This is a genomic window from Marinimicrobium sp. UBA4509 (assembly GCF_002388575.1).
Lineage (GTDB): Bacteria > Pseudomonadota > Gammaproteobacteria > Pseudomonadales > Cellvibrionaceae > Marinimicrobium > Marinimicrobium koreense.
In genome coordinates this window covers 4231-19821 of sequence record NZ_DGMV01000091.1, presented here as the reverse complement: position 1 = coordinate 19821, position 15591 = coordinate 4231, and the positions used below count along the sequence as shown (strand labels likewise).

General features: G+C 59.9%; 14 protein-coding genes and 1 tRNA gene. 5 read left to right on the top strand and 10 right to left on the bottom strand.

Annotated features, from left to right (window positions below):
- Positions 1-9: 9 nt before the first annotated feature.
- From B3520_RS17245 to B3520_RS17215, 7 genes are all read right to left on the bottom strand, one after another.
- The gene (locus B3520_RS17245; protein WP_286876484.1) at positions 10-1479 is read right to left on the bottom strand and encodes an alpha/beta hydrolase; all 1470 of its coding nucleotides are present in this window, start codon (positions 1477-1479) and stop codon (positions 10-12) included.
- A 74-nt stretch (positions 1480-1553) separates the two neighbouring features.
- Entirely contained in the window at positions 1554-2699 is a 1146-nt protein-coding gene (locus tag B3520_RS17240; protein ID WP_024460444.1) for a patatin-like phospholipase family protein, read from the bottom strand.
- 19 nt (positions 2700-2718) lie between these two features.
- A complete protein-coding gene (locus B3520_RS17235) occupies positions 2719-4347 on the bottom strand; it encodes an AMP-binding protein (protein ID WP_286806515.1) in 1629 nt (542 codons plus the stop codon).
- A gap of 179 nt (positions 4348-4526) precedes the next feature.
- Complete coding sequence (locus B3520_RS17230; RefSeq protein WP_286806514.1) at positions 4527-5333, bottom strand: dienelactone hydrolase family protein; 807 nt, start codon at positions 5331-5333, stop codon at positions 4527-4529.
- A 108-nt stretch (positions 5334-5441) separates the two neighbouring features.
- Positions 5442-5753, bottom strand: a complete 312-nt coding sequence (locus tag B3520_RS17225; protein ID WP_024460447.1) for a YqfO family protein — start codon at positions 5751-5753, stop codon at positions 5442-5444.
- Positions 5754-5790: 37 nt separating this feature from the next.
- The gene (locus B3520_RS17220) at positions 5791-6648 is read right to left on the bottom strand and encodes a CheR family methyltransferase (protein ID WP_286806512.1); all 858 of its coding nucleotides are present in this window, start codon (positions 6646-6648) and stop codon (positions 5791-5793) included.
- Between the two features lie 49 nt (positions 6649-6697).
- Positions 6698-7651, bottom strand: coding sequence for a chemotaxis protein CheV (locus B3520_RS17215; protein WP_286876487.1), 954 nt, complete (start codon positions 7649-7651; stop codon positions 6698-6700).
- A gap of 273 nt (positions 7652-7924) precedes the next feature.
- Between B3520_RS17215 and flgA the strand changes: the two genes are divergently transcribed.
- From flgA to B3520_RS17190, 5 genes are all read left to right on the top strand, one after another.
- Positions 7925-8635, top strand: coding sequence for a flagellar basal body P-ring formation chaperone FlgA (gene flgA, locus B3520_RS17210; protein ID WP_286876483.1), 711 nt, complete (start codon positions 7925-7927; stop codon positions 8633-8635).
- Between the two features lie 139 nt (positions 8636-8774).
- Positions 8775-9092, top strand: a complete 318-nt coding sequence (flgM, locus tag B3520_RS17205) for a flagellar biosynthesis anti-sigma factor FlgM (protein WP_286806507.1) — start codon at positions 8775-8777, stop codon at positions 9090-9092.
- A gap of 69 nt (positions 9093-9161) precedes the next feature.
- Complete coding sequence (locus tag B3520_RS17200; RefSeq protein WP_286806505.1) at positions 9162-9656, top strand: flagella synthesis protein FlgN; 495 nt, start codon at positions 9162-9164, stop codon at positions 9654-9656.
- 89 nt (positions 9657-9745) lie between these two features.
- Positions 9746-9821: transfer RNA gene (locus B3520_RS17195), tRNA-Arg, on the top strand.
- Positions 9822-9857: 36 nt separating this feature from the next.
- Complete coding sequence (locus tag B3520_RS17190) at positions 9858-10568, top strand: 16S rRNA (uracil(1498)-N(3))-methyltransferase (protein ID WP_286806504.1); 711 nt, start codon at positions 9858-9860, stop codon at positions 10566-10568.
- 10 nt (positions 10569-10578) lie between these two features.
- On the opposite strand, the gene B3520_RS17185 is transcribed toward B3520_RS17190, so the two are convergent.
- The 3 genes from B3520_RS17185 to ttcA form a co-directional block, all read right to left on the bottom strand.
- Entirely contained in the window at positions 10579-13023 is a 2445-nt protein-coding gene (locus tag B3520_RS17185; protein WP_286806503.1) for a putative bifunctional diguanylate cyclase/phosphodiesterase, read from the bottom strand.
- A gap of 47 nt (positions 13024-13070) precedes the next feature.
- Complete coding sequence (ald, locus tag B3520_RS17180) at positions 13071-14183, bottom strand: alanine dehydrogenase (RefSeq protein ID WP_286806501.1); 1113 nt, start codon at positions 14181-14183, stop codon at positions 13071-13073.
- A 77-nt stretch (positions 14184-14260) separates the two neighbouring features.
- Positions 14261-15142 carry a tRNA 2-thiocytidine(32) synthetase TtcA gene (gene ttcA, locus B3520_RS17175; RefSeq protein ID WP_286806500.1) on the bottom strand — a complete coding sequence of 294 codons (882 nt, stop codon included), beginning with the start codon at positions 15140-15142 and terminating at the stop codon, positions 14261-14263.
- Positions 15143-15591 lie beyond the last annotated feature (449 nt).

Below are 15591 nucleotides of genomic sequence, written 5' to 3'. Positions count from 1 at the left end.
AGTGCCGCCTCAGGGTGATGGTCCGTTTCGGTCCAGAAACAGGGGAACCGCCTGCACTCTGTCCAGACAGTCGGCCGACAATGAGTCCGGTTCCGCCGAGATGACAAAGCGCGCGATGATATCCGGCACACACCCCAGTAACCCGACCTGGTGCCCCCGCTCCGGCACCACCAGGTGGCGCGCATTGCTCAGGGTCTTCATGAGCTGATCGCCGTAGTCCGGTGGCGTAATCGGATCCCGCCCACCGCTGAGCAACAAGGTGGGAATGTCCGATTTCAGGGGCGCTTTGAATTGCTCGCCAATCTCTCCGCGAGGCCAGGGTTCGCACATGGCTTTCAGCCCCGCCAGAAAGCCCGGCCCCATATAGGTGCCCTCGCCCTCCTCAGCATCGATCTGAGGATAAAAGGGCGCGTCCTCGGTACAGACCACACTGTTGTGCATCCCCAGTGCGATATCGTCACTGATATCGAGCCGCTGCGCGAGCCGCGCCAGAGCGACCAGATTGTTGTCCCGAGCCGCCGAGTCAATCATCGGCGGCAACACCGAGAGCACATCGCTGTTATACAGCGCCATGCGAATCACGTTGACCAGGTGGGCGCGGGTGAATCTCAACGTTTGCCAGCTTCCATCGCGAAGGGATTCATAGCGAACCTCGACCGGCTCCGCCTCAAGTCGATCCAGCAGTTCCGTGATGTCCCGTTCCAGTTTGGGAAACCGCTCCCGACAGGGCGATGCCTGGTCGCATTGACGAATCAGCGCATCCAGGGCGGCCTGGCTGTGAATGGCTATTTGTGGTCCGAGACTGACATCGGCGGGCAGCACACCGTCCAGAACGGCCGTCCGGACAGCATCCGGATAGCGGCGCATGTAGGTTTGCGCTACCCGGGTGCCATAGGAGACGCCGTACAGGTTCCAGCGAGACACCCCGAGTGCCTGACGCACCTGCTCCAGATCCCGTACTGCCACCTCGGTTGTATAGTAACGCGGGTCGCCGTTGAAATCCTGCAAACAGGCCCGCGCCAGAGATGCCAGTTGCGTGGGGTCCGGCTCAGCTAATGGCAGGTGGGCTTCCTCTACCGCACATGGCTGCGGGTTCGATTGACCCGTGCCGCGCTGATCCACCAGATAGATATCCCGCCGCCGGGCCAATTGGGCAAAGGCCCGATCCAGACGAAGAAAACTGCGACTGGCCGCCTGACCGGGGCCGCCGGCAATCGCCAGAACCGGATCATCCTGGACCTGAGCGGCAGTGGCCGGAAGACGCACGATCAGCAGATCAATCCAGACATCGTCCGGCCCCTGCTGCTCATAATTCTCCGGAACGCTCAAACGGGCGCACTGCACATGGCGAAGTCGTTCGTTGGCCGTGAGGGCACAGTCGGAAAACTCCAGTTCTGTCCCCGAGGGGGTCAGTGCACCGACCTTACCCGCTTGAGGTTTATCGTCCGCCGCCAAGGCAAAGCCTGTTACTGATACCAAAACAGGCAACAGTAGTGCGAACCAACGGTACCCGAATTTTCGCTGTTGCATGAACATCAACGGAGCCTCCCGGGTTACCCGCTTGTGACTCCAAAAAACGGCTTGAGTCGATCAGCTTCCCACATGGTGTCCTGGTAACCGAGTTCCATCAATTCGCCGATGAAAGACTGGTGAAACAACAGATAACTGGCCGCTGTCGCACCGCCTCCCTTGGCGGTCGCACCGATGGCACGCAGGAAAAAACGCAGGCTCTTGGGCAGGTTCCGCACCTTGCGCCCGGCAATATTGTCCAGCTCCCGGGAGGGGGAAATGATCCGGTTATCCACCGCGCGCAGCGGTAAATCGGCGGCGGCGAGCTTGTCTTCGGGAATCATTCCAACCAGTTCATTGATGCGCTCCAGGTGCTCCAGGTCTCCTTCCAGTGCATCGATGAAAGCGCTGTTGAAAAGCTGCCCGACAATCTGGGCCATGGACGGCGAGTGCCGCACGGTACGCCGATGCACCGGCTTGCGGGCTTCACGATTGCCACTGACCCCGACAATAAACAGGGATTCCGCCCCGAGGTGTAGCGCCGGACTGATGGGTGCCAACTGGCGAAGCGCACCGTCACCGAAATATTCCCGATTGATGCGAACCGCCGGGAAAATGGTCGGAATGGCCGACGAGGCCAACAAGTGCTCCAGTTTCAGTCGGGTCGGCATACCGACTCTACGATGGCGATTCCAGCCCTCCAGCTCGGGCGCCCCCTGAAAGAAACTGACCGACTGCCCCGAGCTGTAACCCATGGCATTGACCGCTACTGCATGCAGCTTGCCGCTGGCAATGGCGGCATCGAGATTTTCAAAACGTACCGACGTACCCAACAGATGCCACAAGGGACCGTTATCCAGCATCGACAGAGGCCGCGTTCGCCCCACCCCTTCGTTGAACAGGGAAAAACCGAGCAGACCCAGCCCGCGGGCCAGATCACTCCAGCCGTGGCGATAGACCTGGCCGGGGGTCAACCGCTGCCAGATGCCCGCCAGCGACTGGACTGATTCGCGAAAATTGCCCGGGTGGCACGCCAGCGCCAGCGCATTGATCGCCCCGGCGGAAGTGCCGCAAATGATCGGAAACGGATTGACGGTGTCCGCCGGCAGAATATTGGCCAGCGCCTGTAAAACACCCACCTGGTAAGCGGCACGCGCGCCACCTCCAGAGAGAATCAGGGCTCTTTTCATGAACACTCTCTAGCTGATGTCACGCACGGCCGGTTTTCGCTGGTTCCTCGTCCCGCAACTCACGCCGCAGCACTTTGCCCACGTTGGATTTGGGCAACTCGTCCCGGAACTCGACATCGTGCGGCACTTTGTAAGGGGTCAGATTTTTCTTGGCAAATTCCCGGACTTCTTTCACGGTCATGTCCCGGTTGGCGACGATATAGGCTTTGACCAGCTCACCACTTTCCTCGTCGGGCACACCCACGACCGCCGCCTCGACAATGTCCGGGTGGGTGCAGAGCACATCCTCCACTTCATTCGGGAAGACCTTGAACCCGGACACATTGATCATATCCTTCTTGCGATCGACAATCCGGATGTAGCCATCCTCCTGAATGACCGCCATATCGCCGGTTTTGAACCAGCCGTCCTCATCGAGTACCTGCCGGCTTTCATCGGGTCGATTCCAATAGCCCTTCATGACCTGGGGGCCATGCACACACAGCTCACCGGGCTCACCGTTGGGCAGCGACTGTCCTTCTTCGTCTATGACCTTGCACTCCGTGTCCGGCATGGGCAGCCCCACAGTGCCCTGCTGGATCGCACCCGGCGGATTGATGGAAACCACCGGAGAGGTTTCGGTCAGGCCGTAGCCTTCAAAAATGCCGACACCGGTGACTTCTTTCCAGCGCCGTGCGGCAGCGGCCGTCAGCGCCATGCCACCTGAAGCAGTCAGCCGCAAATGGCTGAAGTCCAGCTTGACGAAATCCGGATCCCGGCACAGGGCATTGAACAGGGTGTTCAACCCGACAAAGCAGGTAAACGGTTTGCCTTTGAGGGTTTTGACAAAACCTTTGATATCCCGGGGGTTGGGAATGAGCAGGTTGTGATTGCCCAGGGACAGCGCCGAGGTGATATGCAGCGTAAACGCATAGATATGGTAGAGCGGCAACGGGGCAATATAGTATTCCTGATTGACCCGGAACTCCCCTTCCATGTGCTTGTTCACCTGAAGCATATTAGCAACCAGGTTGCGGTGCGTCAGCATGGCGCCTTTGGCAACGCCGGTTGTGCCGCCGGTGTACTGGAGCACGGCGACATCGTCCGGAGACTGCTCGACTTTGCGATAGGCACCCTGAGCAAGCCCGAGCGCCTGGCGGAACTCAACCTGACGGGGGAAGTGAAAGCTCGGCACCATGCGTTTGATGTACTTGATCACGGTGTTGAGCAGCACCCGTTTCACGGGTGGATGGAGGTCCGCCAGCTCAGTCACGATCACCTGCTCGACCTCGGTGTCAGCCACAATCGAGGCGGCTTTGTCCGCGATGTTGGCCAGCACCACCAGCGCCCGTGCGCCGGAGTCCTGCAACTGATGTTTGACTTCCCGGGCGGTGTACAGTGGGTTGGTGTTGACCACCACCAGCCCCGCGCGTAGCGCGCCCAAGAGTGCCACCGGGTACTGGAGAATGTTGGGAAGCTGGATGGCAATGCGGTCGCCCGGCTGCAGGTCCGTGTGCTGCTGTAGATAGGCCGCAAATTGGCCGGAGAGACGGTCCAGATCGCCGTAAGTCAGCGTATGGCCGAGACAGGTGAACGAATCGCTGCGTTCGTACTGCCGCAGAGCCTCATCCAGAACCGACACGACGGTACGGTCATAATCTAAGGTCATAATCACTGTACTCCATTTCAGGGCCCGCTCCGTCTTCCTGTGAACCGCGGTGCCGGGCTTGATTTAGTGTTATCTACAGTGATTATCGGTGCCCGGCCAGGGACTTGCAACCGATGTCCCGCACTTTTGCTCCGCCACCCCGACATTGCTTGCCGAAGTGGCAGAACACCGGCAACCCGCTAGCGGAACAGGTCCTCAAGGAATTGTTGCGTCTTGTGCCAAGAATCCGCATCGGCACTGGCGTCATAGCTCAGCGGGAGCTCGAATTGACGCCCCAACTCGGTCGCCTCCGGGTTGGTAAAACCATGTTGGGCACCGGCGTAGTTCACCAGTTCGTAGTCCACGTCGGCCTGACGCATTTCCTCCTCAAAGTCCGCTACCTGTTGGGCGGGCACCATCGGGTCCGCCTCGCCGTTGAACACCCTGACGGCGGCCTTCACATCTCCCGGCTGCGCCGGTGACTCTGCGGCCAACATGCCGTGATAACTCACCACCCCGTCCAGATCCACGCCGGCGCGGGCCATGTTCAACACCACGGCGCCGCCAAAACAATAGCCCAGCGCGGCGATATCATCCGGCGCCACCATGGACTGCTCACGCAACACCGAGAGCGCCTCGGTGAAGCGCGCTTTGGCCGCCTCTTTATCGCTCATCACGGCCTGCATGAACTCATTCGCCTGGCTGGGATGTTCCGCGTATTTATCCGAGCCATACATATCCAGCGCGAAGGCGGCATAACCGAGTTTGGCCAGCATCTCGGCGCGCTGACGGACATACTCGCCGTGCCCCCACCATTCATGCACGATCAATACACCCGGTCGGGTTCCGCTATGCGCATCGTCATACGCCAGGTAGCCGGTGAATGTCTCACCATCGACCTGATAATCAATTTCACGGGTCTGCAGCTCGGCCTGGGCGCTCAGGCAGACCGAAAGCAGGCTGCCGGCAAGCGTCCATCGAATCAAACGGGGGAACAGGTTGTTCATGACGAGTACTCCTTTTTCCTTTGGGGGATAAACATTGGGTAGAGCTATACGCCGCAACCACCGCCTTGTATCACTTTGGATCCTTGCTGAAACCGGAAAACCCGGGACTCACAGTTCGGCCAGCTGCCAGACATCGTACGCCGGTTCTTCGTAGGGATGGGCCGCCTTCAGGGCCGAAATGGCAGGGCGGATCAGATCGTCGGCGCACACCAGCTCGACGCGATACTCGGATACGCGCTCGACCTCGCCCTGACGCCCGAGAAACGGTTGACTGCCCGCCAGAGGTCGAAACTGTCCCTGCCCCAGACTCTGCCAGCAACAGCTGTCGTAATCACCGATACGCCCGGCCCCGGTGGCAAAGACGGCGGCTTTGACGGTTTCAAGATGGCTTTCGGGAACGAAAAAAGCCAGTTTGTACACGGCGTTTCTCCTCTCTCATCCTTTCTCGGGTCATTCGCTATTTGGCGCGATAGAGAATACCGGGGTCACACCGGACCATTTCGAACAGATGGGACGCTCCCGCCAAGCCTTCGGAGGAACCCAGAAAAAGAATACCGCCCGGCTTGAGCGAGCCGTGGATTTTTTCCAGAATCCGACGCTTGAGGTCAGCGTTAAAATAGATCAGAACGTTGCGGCAAAAGACGATATCAAATTTGCCCAAGCCCGCGTAGGAATCCAACAGGTTCCAGGCCTTGAACTCTATTCGATCCCGCACCAGCGGCTTCACCCGCCAGACGTTCTCCCGCGGGTTGTCAAAATAACGCTCCAGCCGCTCCGTCGACAGTCCGCGCACCACCGACAGGCGATCGTATTCGCCCCGCTTGGCCTGATCCAGCACAATGGATGACAGATCAGTTGCAACCACTTGTACCGGCCGGGCCAGAGCGCCCATCCGCTGACGCCGGAATTCCTCCACCATCATGCTGATTGAGTAGGGTTCCTGGCCCGAGGAACAGGCGGCAGACCAGATGCGGATCGGCCCGGCCATGCGGTGTTCGGTCTGCATCCAGGACGGCAGCAGGGTGTTACGCAGATACTCGAAGGGGTAGATGTCACGAAACCAGAACGTTTCGTTGGTGGTCATGACATCAATGACCCGCTCTTTCAGGCGACGGTTCGTATTCTGCTTGAGCGCCCGGACCAAGTCACTGAACGAGGACAATTGATACTCTTCCAGCAGGCGCCGGATGCGATTGGACACCAGGTACTGTTTATTGTCCCCCAGCGCAATGCCGCAGGCATCCTGCAGAAACTGACGAAAGTGATCAAATTCCGCCTGATCAAAATTATCGCGTTTTCCCGCCGCATTACTCATCAATACTTACCGCTCAAAAGTATGCTCCCACGGTAGCCTGAGCCACCCCTCATTCGCTCTGTTCGAGCAGATCTTCGCCCGTCATGGCTCTGACCCGGTCATTGACCTGACGCGCCAGCTCATCCGGACTGAACTTGGCCAGAAAGGCGTCCGCCCCCACTTTCTTGACCATTGCCTGATTAAAAACACCACTGAGCGAAGTGTGCAGCAAAATGTGCAGCCCCTTCAAATCCGGGTGATTGCGCACCTCGGCGGTGAAGGTATAGCCGTCCATCTCCGGCATTTCGATATCCGAGATGATCATCACCAGCGCCTCATCCGGGTTCTTACCTTGAGCGACCATATCCAGCAGATAGTCCAGCGCTTCGCGCCCGTCTTTTTTCAGGGTTGTCTGAATCCCGATGGACTGCATCACCCGCTGCACCTGCTTGCGGGCAATGACCGAGTCATCCACGATCAGGACATGCTTCTGGACTACCCGCTCGCTGATGCCGTCTTCAATGACACCTTCACTGATCTGCTCATTGACCGGAGCCGCTTCCGCCAGAATTTTTTCGACATCCACGATCTCCACCAGCTCGCCATCGACCTCGGTAACCGCCGTCAGGTAATGGGCTTTGCCGGCTCCCCGCGGTGGCGGATGGATATCGCTCCAGTTCATATTGACGATCCGGTCTACCCCACGCACCAGGAACCCCTGGGCCGTGCGGTTATATTCGGTAATGATGACAAAACTCGACCGTATGTCTTCCAGTGGCACTTTGCCCATGGCCTGATTCATATCCATGATCGACAGGGTACCGCCGCGGATATGAGCGACCCCACGTACCACCGGGTTCCGCCCGGGAATGGCATTCAGCGGCGGGCAGGGTAACACCTCTTTCACCTTGAACACGTTGATGCCATACAGCTGCCGTCCCCCCAAGCGGAACAATAGCAGCTCCAGCCGGTTTTCACCCACCAGACGCGTTCTCTGGTTCACGTTATCCAATACTCCGGCCATGGATGCCCCTTCTACCTCTGATTTCATTAAACGTTCATTAACCCACTGCCCGAGAGAATACGCCCACACCCCATACGCGGATGCCCCGGCGCTCCCCGCGAGCATTCCGCCCGACGGCACGCTCCTTGCTTCATTAGTGCCGATAGTTCCGTTAGCGGCTGAAAACCGTCACGCTTTAACCTTTACCGTCATGCACAAAGAATAGGACAAAAGATGGGTCCCTGTCGCCTTTTTCAGAGCCTGAGCCAATGCTCCCCCCGGGGAGTCGGGCCGTTGTGCGGGCGACTGGCGGGCGCATTGCTGCTGGTTCTGCTCGCCGCGCTGGCCCAGGCCACGCCGGAGAGCGCGCCATACCAGGATTTGGGCGAGCTCAGGGCCGACGTGCGCCAGTTCCTGGAGGCACACTACCGAGTTCCGTCAGTAAAGCGGACCAAGATTACCGTGGGCCGGCTCGACAGCCGCCTCCGCCTGAAAGCCTGCGAGGCCCCTCTGGCGCTGTCGGTTAGCGATGAGGAGCGCAGCGGCGGAAATCTGACAGTGCACACCCGCTGTCCCGGCCCCACCGCCTGGGCGCTGTACGTCCCGGCGCAGGTGGCGGTATACCGGGAGGTCGCCGTCGCCAGCCGGAGTCTGGGACGAGGCCACCGGATCGCCCAGGACGATATGACCATGGCATTGCGAGACACCGGCCAATTGCGTCAAGGTTTTGTCGTTGATGCAACGTCGGCTTTGGGAAAGGAGTTGCGCCGCCCGCAGAAGGCCGGCGAGCCGGTCCGGCTGGGGTTACTGATCGAGCCAACCGTCGTCGAACGGGGCGACCAGGTGCGCCTGCACGCCCGGATGGGCACCATCAGCGTTGATACCACGGGCACCGCCCTGAGTTCCGGGCGGGTGGGAGAGCAGATCCGGGTGCGGAACGACCGCTCTGAACGTATCGTCAGAGGGCGAATCACCGGACCCGGGACGGTCGACGTGATTTTATAACGCGAAATGGGTCACATTTATACACAAAGAGTATTAAAGTTATAAGGATGCCGGCCGATAGTATGGTCAGAAGCCCGCATTTTGGCTGGCTCCCGGTCTTTCGGCCGGCATCATCGAACATTTTGTTGGGGAACAAAATATGGTTATTGACTCAAACAACGGTATCAAGCCCGGCAATAACGGCGGCAACAACCGCCCCAGCACCGTGGCACCCCGAGAATCCGGTCCGCAATCCGGAGCCGCTGGCAGCAGCCCGCGTCCGGCGAGCCGTGACAGTGTTGAACTCAGTGCGGAGGCACAGAGCATGAACCGCCTGGAAGAGAACCTGGCGCAACTGCCGGATGTCGACGTCGAGCGCGTCGCGAATCTGAAACAGGCCATTGCCGAGGGTCGATTTGAAATCGACCCCGAACGCATCGCCCAGAATATGCTCAATCAGGACGACCTGCTGGGATAACCCCCCGCTGGCCCGGCGGGCCCCCAACACCGCCCGGGCCAAGCAGCATTCGATTTTCGATGATCCGCCATGACCGAGGCCAATATGACTCCCTCAGCCGAATCCGTCAGCCAGATGCTGGCACACGACGCCCAAGCCATTGAAGAGCTCAGTCAGGTGCTGTTGCAAGAGCGCGAAGCGCTGGAGCGGCGCGATTTGGACGCCCTTCCCCCGCTCATCGACGCCAAAAACCGGCTCATGGCCGCACTCGGCGAGCACGCCCTGCAACGCCAAAGCTGGCTGGATGCCGCCAGGCTTCCCCACAACCACGAAGGCTGGCAGCAGTGGTTGCACCAGCGCCCGGACACCCGCGCACAGTCCCCACAATGGCAAGAGCTCGCCGAGCACTTTGAGGCCTGTCGGGCACTCAACGATATCAACGGCAAAATCATTCAGCGCTCCCGGCAGACGGTGGGCACGCTCCTGGACCTGCTCAGAGGACAAAGTAACGACGGTCCCTCGCTGTACAACGCCCAAGGCCGCTCCGGCCCTCAGGGCGGCTCCCAGACCCTGGTCAAGGCGTGATCGCCGCTTACGTCGGCTTGTGCCGGCGTAAGGCTTTTTAGTATAGTTGCCGCCCCTGTCGGCGCCCCCGGGCTAGCGCGGCAGCCGATGTCCCCGTCGATTAACAGGATAAATCCTCCGCCTCCTAAGCGGAAGCTCCAGGTTCGAGTCCTGGCGGGGACGCCATTTTGTCGATTCAACGCCCGCAACCGGTCACCCCCAATGAACTTACTGCTGCTTGCCGACAGCGACTTGCTCAGTCCCACGGTGGCCGACCTGTCGGATAAGCGCCGACTCGACCATATTCTTCAGGTACTCAAACCCCAGCTGGGTGACAGCCTGACCGTTGGCCGGCTGAACGGCGACTGGGGTACTGGCGAGGTGACCGAACTGAGCCGGAAACGAATCCGGTTATCCCTGACGCTGAATCGCCCGCCTCCGGAACCTCTGCCCTTGACCCTGGTTCTCGCCCTGCCCCGTCCCCAACAGATCAAGCGTATATTGCAGACCGTCGCCGGTAGCGGCGTCAAAGAGCTGCACCTGATTCACAGCCGTCGAGTGGAAAAAAGCTACTGGCAGTCACCCAGCATCCATCCGGACGCGGTGGAGACTCAGCTGCAACTGGGGCTGGAACAGGGGTGCGACACGGTGATGCCGCAGGTGCACTACCATCGTCAGTTCAAACCGTTTGTGGAAGACACCCTGCCCGGGTTGATCGAAGGCCGGCGTGCCATGGTGGCCCACCCCTACGAGGCCATTGCCTGTCCTGCTCAGGTGCAGGAACCGGTCACCTTGCTGGTGGGCCCGGAAGGTGGGTTCAATGAATACGAGGTCGGCCGGCTCGGCGAACTGGGGGTTCAGGCGGTACACTTGGGGCCCCGCATTCTCAAAACCGAAGTGGCCATTCCTTTCCTTCTGGGACGCCTGTTCTGATACCCGGCCCTCAGGCGGACACGGTATGCTCCGCCAGCATGGCATCGAACGCCGACAGGGTAACGCCGGGGCTGAAATAGAACCCTTGATAGTAATGACAGCCGTAGCGCTGGAGAATATCGAACTGGGCCTCCAGTTCCACGCCCTCGGCGACCACATCGAGATCCAGCAACCGACCCATGGTAATGATGGTTTCCACCAACACCCGGTCGTTGTGATCATCCACAATATCCCGGACAAAACTCTGGTCGATTTTCAGCACGGTCACCGGTAGCTGTTTAAGGTAACTGATGGAGGAGTAGCCGGTCCCGAAATCATCCAGAGAGAAGCTGATCCCCTGCTCTGCCAGGCGCCGCATGGTGACAATCGCCTCGTCCACCTGCTGAATCACAATGCCCTCGGTCACCTCCATTTCCAGTGAATTCTCGGGTATCGGGTAGCGTTTCAAGGTGCGCAGGACGTCATCGGCAAAGGCGGCGCGCCGAAACTGCCGGGGGCTGATATTGATGCTCAGACGCATACCCGGTTTCCACCAGCCCTGCGCCTGCCAGTGCACCAGAGTTTCACAGGCGGTTTCCAGCACCCATTGGCCGACATCCAGAATCAGCCCGGACGTTTCCAGAATGGGAATGAAATCCGCCGGCGAGATCAGGCCCTTGGTGGGATGGTGCCAACGCAACAGGGCTTCGGCGCCGACAATGGTTCCGGTGCCCATATCGATTTTGGGTTGATAGTGCAGCGCAAACTGCTTGCCCTCAAGCGCCCGATGCAGATCGCCCTCCATCACCAGCTGTCGGCTGACCTTGTCCGCCATGTCCTCATTGAAAAACTCGATCGCATCGCGTCCCTTTTCTTTGACCTGGTACATGGCGGTATCGGCAAAGCGCAGCAGCTCATGCACCGAGCTGTTTTTATCCGGATAGATCACCACTCCGACACTGCAGCTGATCCGCAAATCCAGATTCTCCGTGTGGAAGGGGCGGGAAATGATACGCCGGATTTTTTCACTGATTTCCCCCGCCCGCAGCGCGGCGGTCGAAAGGTCTTTGTCCAGAACCGTCAACACCACGACAAATTCATCGCCACTGAGGCGGGCAACCAGATCTTCTTCCCGAACCGAGCTGACCAGACGCTGCGCCACCTCCTTGAGGACCTTGTCGCCCACCGGATGACCCAGTGAGTCGTTGATGTTTTTGAACTGGTCCAGATCGATAAACAGCACCGCACCGCAATAGCCATGCCGGGTCGCGCGACGGATTTCCAGATCCAGACGCTCGACCAATTGCACCCGGTTGGGCAGATTGGTCAGGGCGTCGTGATGGGCCATGTGCTCCATCTTTGCCTGGGCATTCTTGCGCTCGGTGATGTCCACGGACACGACCAGAGCCACCGTCTGATCGTAGTAATGGAGCGGCATGATGTGACTCTGCAGATAGAGTTTTTTGCCTTCGCGGGTGACAAAGGACTCTTCATTGATTTCCACATCAATGCCCTGACGAATCACCCGCTGATCGTTCTGCAGAATCAGTTCCACATCATCCACGGCATTGCGGAACAGGTCCCGTACGTCCTGTCCGCGCATGGTGTCGACATCGCGACCGACCATGCTCGCCAGCGCCTTGTTGGCAAACAGGTAGCGCCCCTCAATATCCCGGGCCCCGATCATCACCGGCAAACTGTCGATAATCTGGCGCAGATGACCTTCGCTTTTTCGCAACGCCAGCTCCACCGCGCGACGCTTGGCCAGCGACAGATCCACAGCGTTCAGCAATTGGTTACTGCTGTCGAGCAGTTGCGCCAGCTCATCGTGCCGCCCGGGCAAAGGCGTCAGGCGGCGGACACCGGGCTCTTCCGGGTTGATGCTTTTGATTTCCCGGGACAGGCGCGCGAGGGGTTTGGCCACCACAAAGTAAAAGGCAAAGAACAGCAACACCACCAGCATCGCGTTGCGAACCAGCCCGGTGATCAGGTTGAGACCCGATCGCTCATAGAACGCCTGCAGCGCCTGATCCATATCGACGGTAAACGCCAGACCACCGGAGGCGGTCTGGCCGTAGCCCGGGATTATCAGATCGGAATACAGCTCCCGGGTCTCGTCGCTGATCAGCGAGGTCAGCCACCGTGTCTGGGAGGGTTTCTGTGCGGTCTGGCCCTCGGCCAGGGTATTGCCCAACTCATCGGTGACACGCACCCCGATGACAAAGTCATAGGCCAGCAGGCCATTGACCACTTCAGCGGACAGGTCATCATCCAGGGTATGAACGGCGCGCATCGCCGGCGGCGTGGCCACTTCCATGACCCGACTGAACAACAGGTTAAGCTCCTCACGCTGGTTGTCCAGATCCAGATACAACTGCACCGAGCTCATCAACAGGCCGAGCAGAAAGGCCAGGATGATGCCGATTTTCGCCAGCCGGAAAGAAACCCCCTGGAAAAGCGACGGTTCGTTCGTCATTTATGCTTATTGTCCTGTAAATGTCGTTTGTTTCAACAATTGGTAGCTTACTCCGGTCCGCCGCCGAACGCTACCCAGGGTTTGCCCAACGCCCGGGCGACCGCCTCGTGGGTGATCTGGCCCCGGTGCACATTCAGGCCCGCCCTGAGGCCGGGGTCCCGCTTCAGTGCCTCCAGGCCATTCTGCGCCAGCGCCTGTACATATGGCAAGGTGGCGTGACTCAGCGCCAGTGTGGCGGTTCGGGCCGCCGCCGAGGGGATATTCGCAACACAGTAATGGACCACGCCATCGAGCGAAAAGGTGGGTTGACGGTGCGTTGTGGGCCGGGAGGTGGCGAAGCACCCGCCCTGGTCAATGGCCACATCCACCAATACTGCCCCCTTGGGCAAGGCCCCCAGTTGCTCCCGGGACAGCAGCTTGGGCGCCGAGTCGCCGGCTACCAGTACCGCGCCGATCAGCAGATCGGTCTGCGGCAGCGCCTGCTCCAGCGCGTTTTCAGTCGCGTACTCGCAGACCAGTCGTCCGTGAAACAGCGCATCCAGCTCCCGCAGGCGCACCAGGGACTTGTCCAGAATTCTGACCTGCGCACCCAGCCCCAAGGCCATGCGCGCCGCCTGAGTCCCCACCACTCCCCCGCCGATGATGGTGACCCCGGCCGGCGGTACTCCCGGAACCCCTCCGAGCAGGATGCCCCGCCCGCCCTGATGCAGCTCCAGGTGATGGGCGCCCGCCTGGGTGGCGAGCCGCCCGGCGACCTCGGACATGGGGGTCAACAGTGGCAGGCGTCCCGCCTGGTCCGTGACGGTTTCGTAGGCAATGCAGGACGCGCCCGAGGCCAGCAGCCCCTCGGCCTGCTCGGGGTCGGGCGCCAGGTGCAGAAAGGTGAACAAAATCTGATCGGGATTGAGCTGGCGATACTCCTCCGGCTGCGGCTCCTTGACCTTGACGATCAACTCGGCCTGGGCGAATACCGCTGAGGCCGAGTCCACCAGAGTGGCCCCAGCCGCTTCGTAAGAGGCATCATCCAGGCCGACCGCAGCGCCCGCCTCCTGTTCGACCAACACGCTGTGGCCCTGGCCCGCCAATTCCCGCACGGCACTGGGCGTCAGCCCTACACGGTATTCATCGGTTTTGATTTCCCGGGGTACGCCAATCCTCATAGACACCTCTCTGCCTGAGCCCCGTGAATAGGGCCGATGTACCCCGAGTATAGGAGCTGGGCGCCAGCCGGGCTAACTCAGGAGACTTGCAGAGCCGGGATAAACTGGTGAACGCCGGCCTCGGCCTGGGTGTCTTCCCCGGCATCGGCCACAGCATCCGGGTCCACTTTCAATCCCGCGAAGTCAAACAGCGCGGTATCCGCCAGCTGAGAGGGGGCCACATTGCGGATGGCGGAAAAGATGGTCTCGGTGCGTCCGGGGTACTGACCTTCCCAGTCGGTCAGCATCTGCTTGATCACCTGCCGCTGGAGGTTCTCCTGGGAACCACAGAGGTTGCAGGGAATGATCGGGAACGCCTTGTACTCGGCAAAATCCGCCAGGTCCTGCTCTTTGCAGTAGGCGAGCGGGCGAATCAGGACATTGCGCTTGTCATCGGCGAGCAGCTTGGGCGGCATGGCCTTGAGTTTGCCACCGTAGAACATGTTGAGGAACAGGGTCTCGATGATGTCGTCCCGGTGGTGACCCAGGGCGATTTTGGTCGCCCCGATCTCGTTGGCGAAGCTGTACAGGGTACCGCGCCGAAGCCGCGAGCAGAGCCCACAGGTGGTTTTGCCCTCGGGAATCACGTCTTTGACGATGCTGTAGGTGTCGCGTTCGATGATATGGTAAGGCACCCCGACCTGTTCGAGGTATTCGGGCAGTATGTGCTCGGGAAAGCCGGGCTGTTTCTGATCCATGTTGACGGCGATCAGTTCGAAGCGGATGGGGGCGGTTTTCTGTAGGCTCATGAGGATGTCGAGCATGCCGTAGGAGTCTTTGCCACCGGAGAGGCAGACCATGATCCGGTCGCCCTCTTCAATCATGTTGTAATCGGCAATGGCACTGCCGACCTGACGACGCAGGCGCTTTTGCAGTTTGTTGTATTCGAGGCGCTCTTTGCGCACGGCGGGCTGGCTCATAATACTCTCAATGTTCGACGGTCCGAAAAATGCCGCCATTGTACGGATTTTAGCCGCCCCAGGGAATTGCCGCTCTAAGCGGCAACCGTCTGCCGCATTTCCTACTGAAACCTGGCTCTTTTGGGACTTCGCATAGAGGGCTGCGGGAGGGAAGGTCTCTTTGAGACACGCCGTGAACCCATCCATGGGGGCTCATTACCCGCCGTCCAGGCGGGTAACGGTCTCAAAGAGACCTTCCCTCCCTCCGCTGTGCAAACATAACGTTTCGGGAAATAGCCAGCCCAGCAAACACATGCTTGAGGTGCGTGAAACGGGCTACCTCCACCGCCCTTGACGTTGGTACTAGCGGAGGGAGGGTAACCCCCTTTGGGGACGTCACCGGCCTGGATGGCCGGTGCAGAGCTTACAGGGACGTATTCACAGCGGTCCCCAAAGGGGGTTACCCTCCC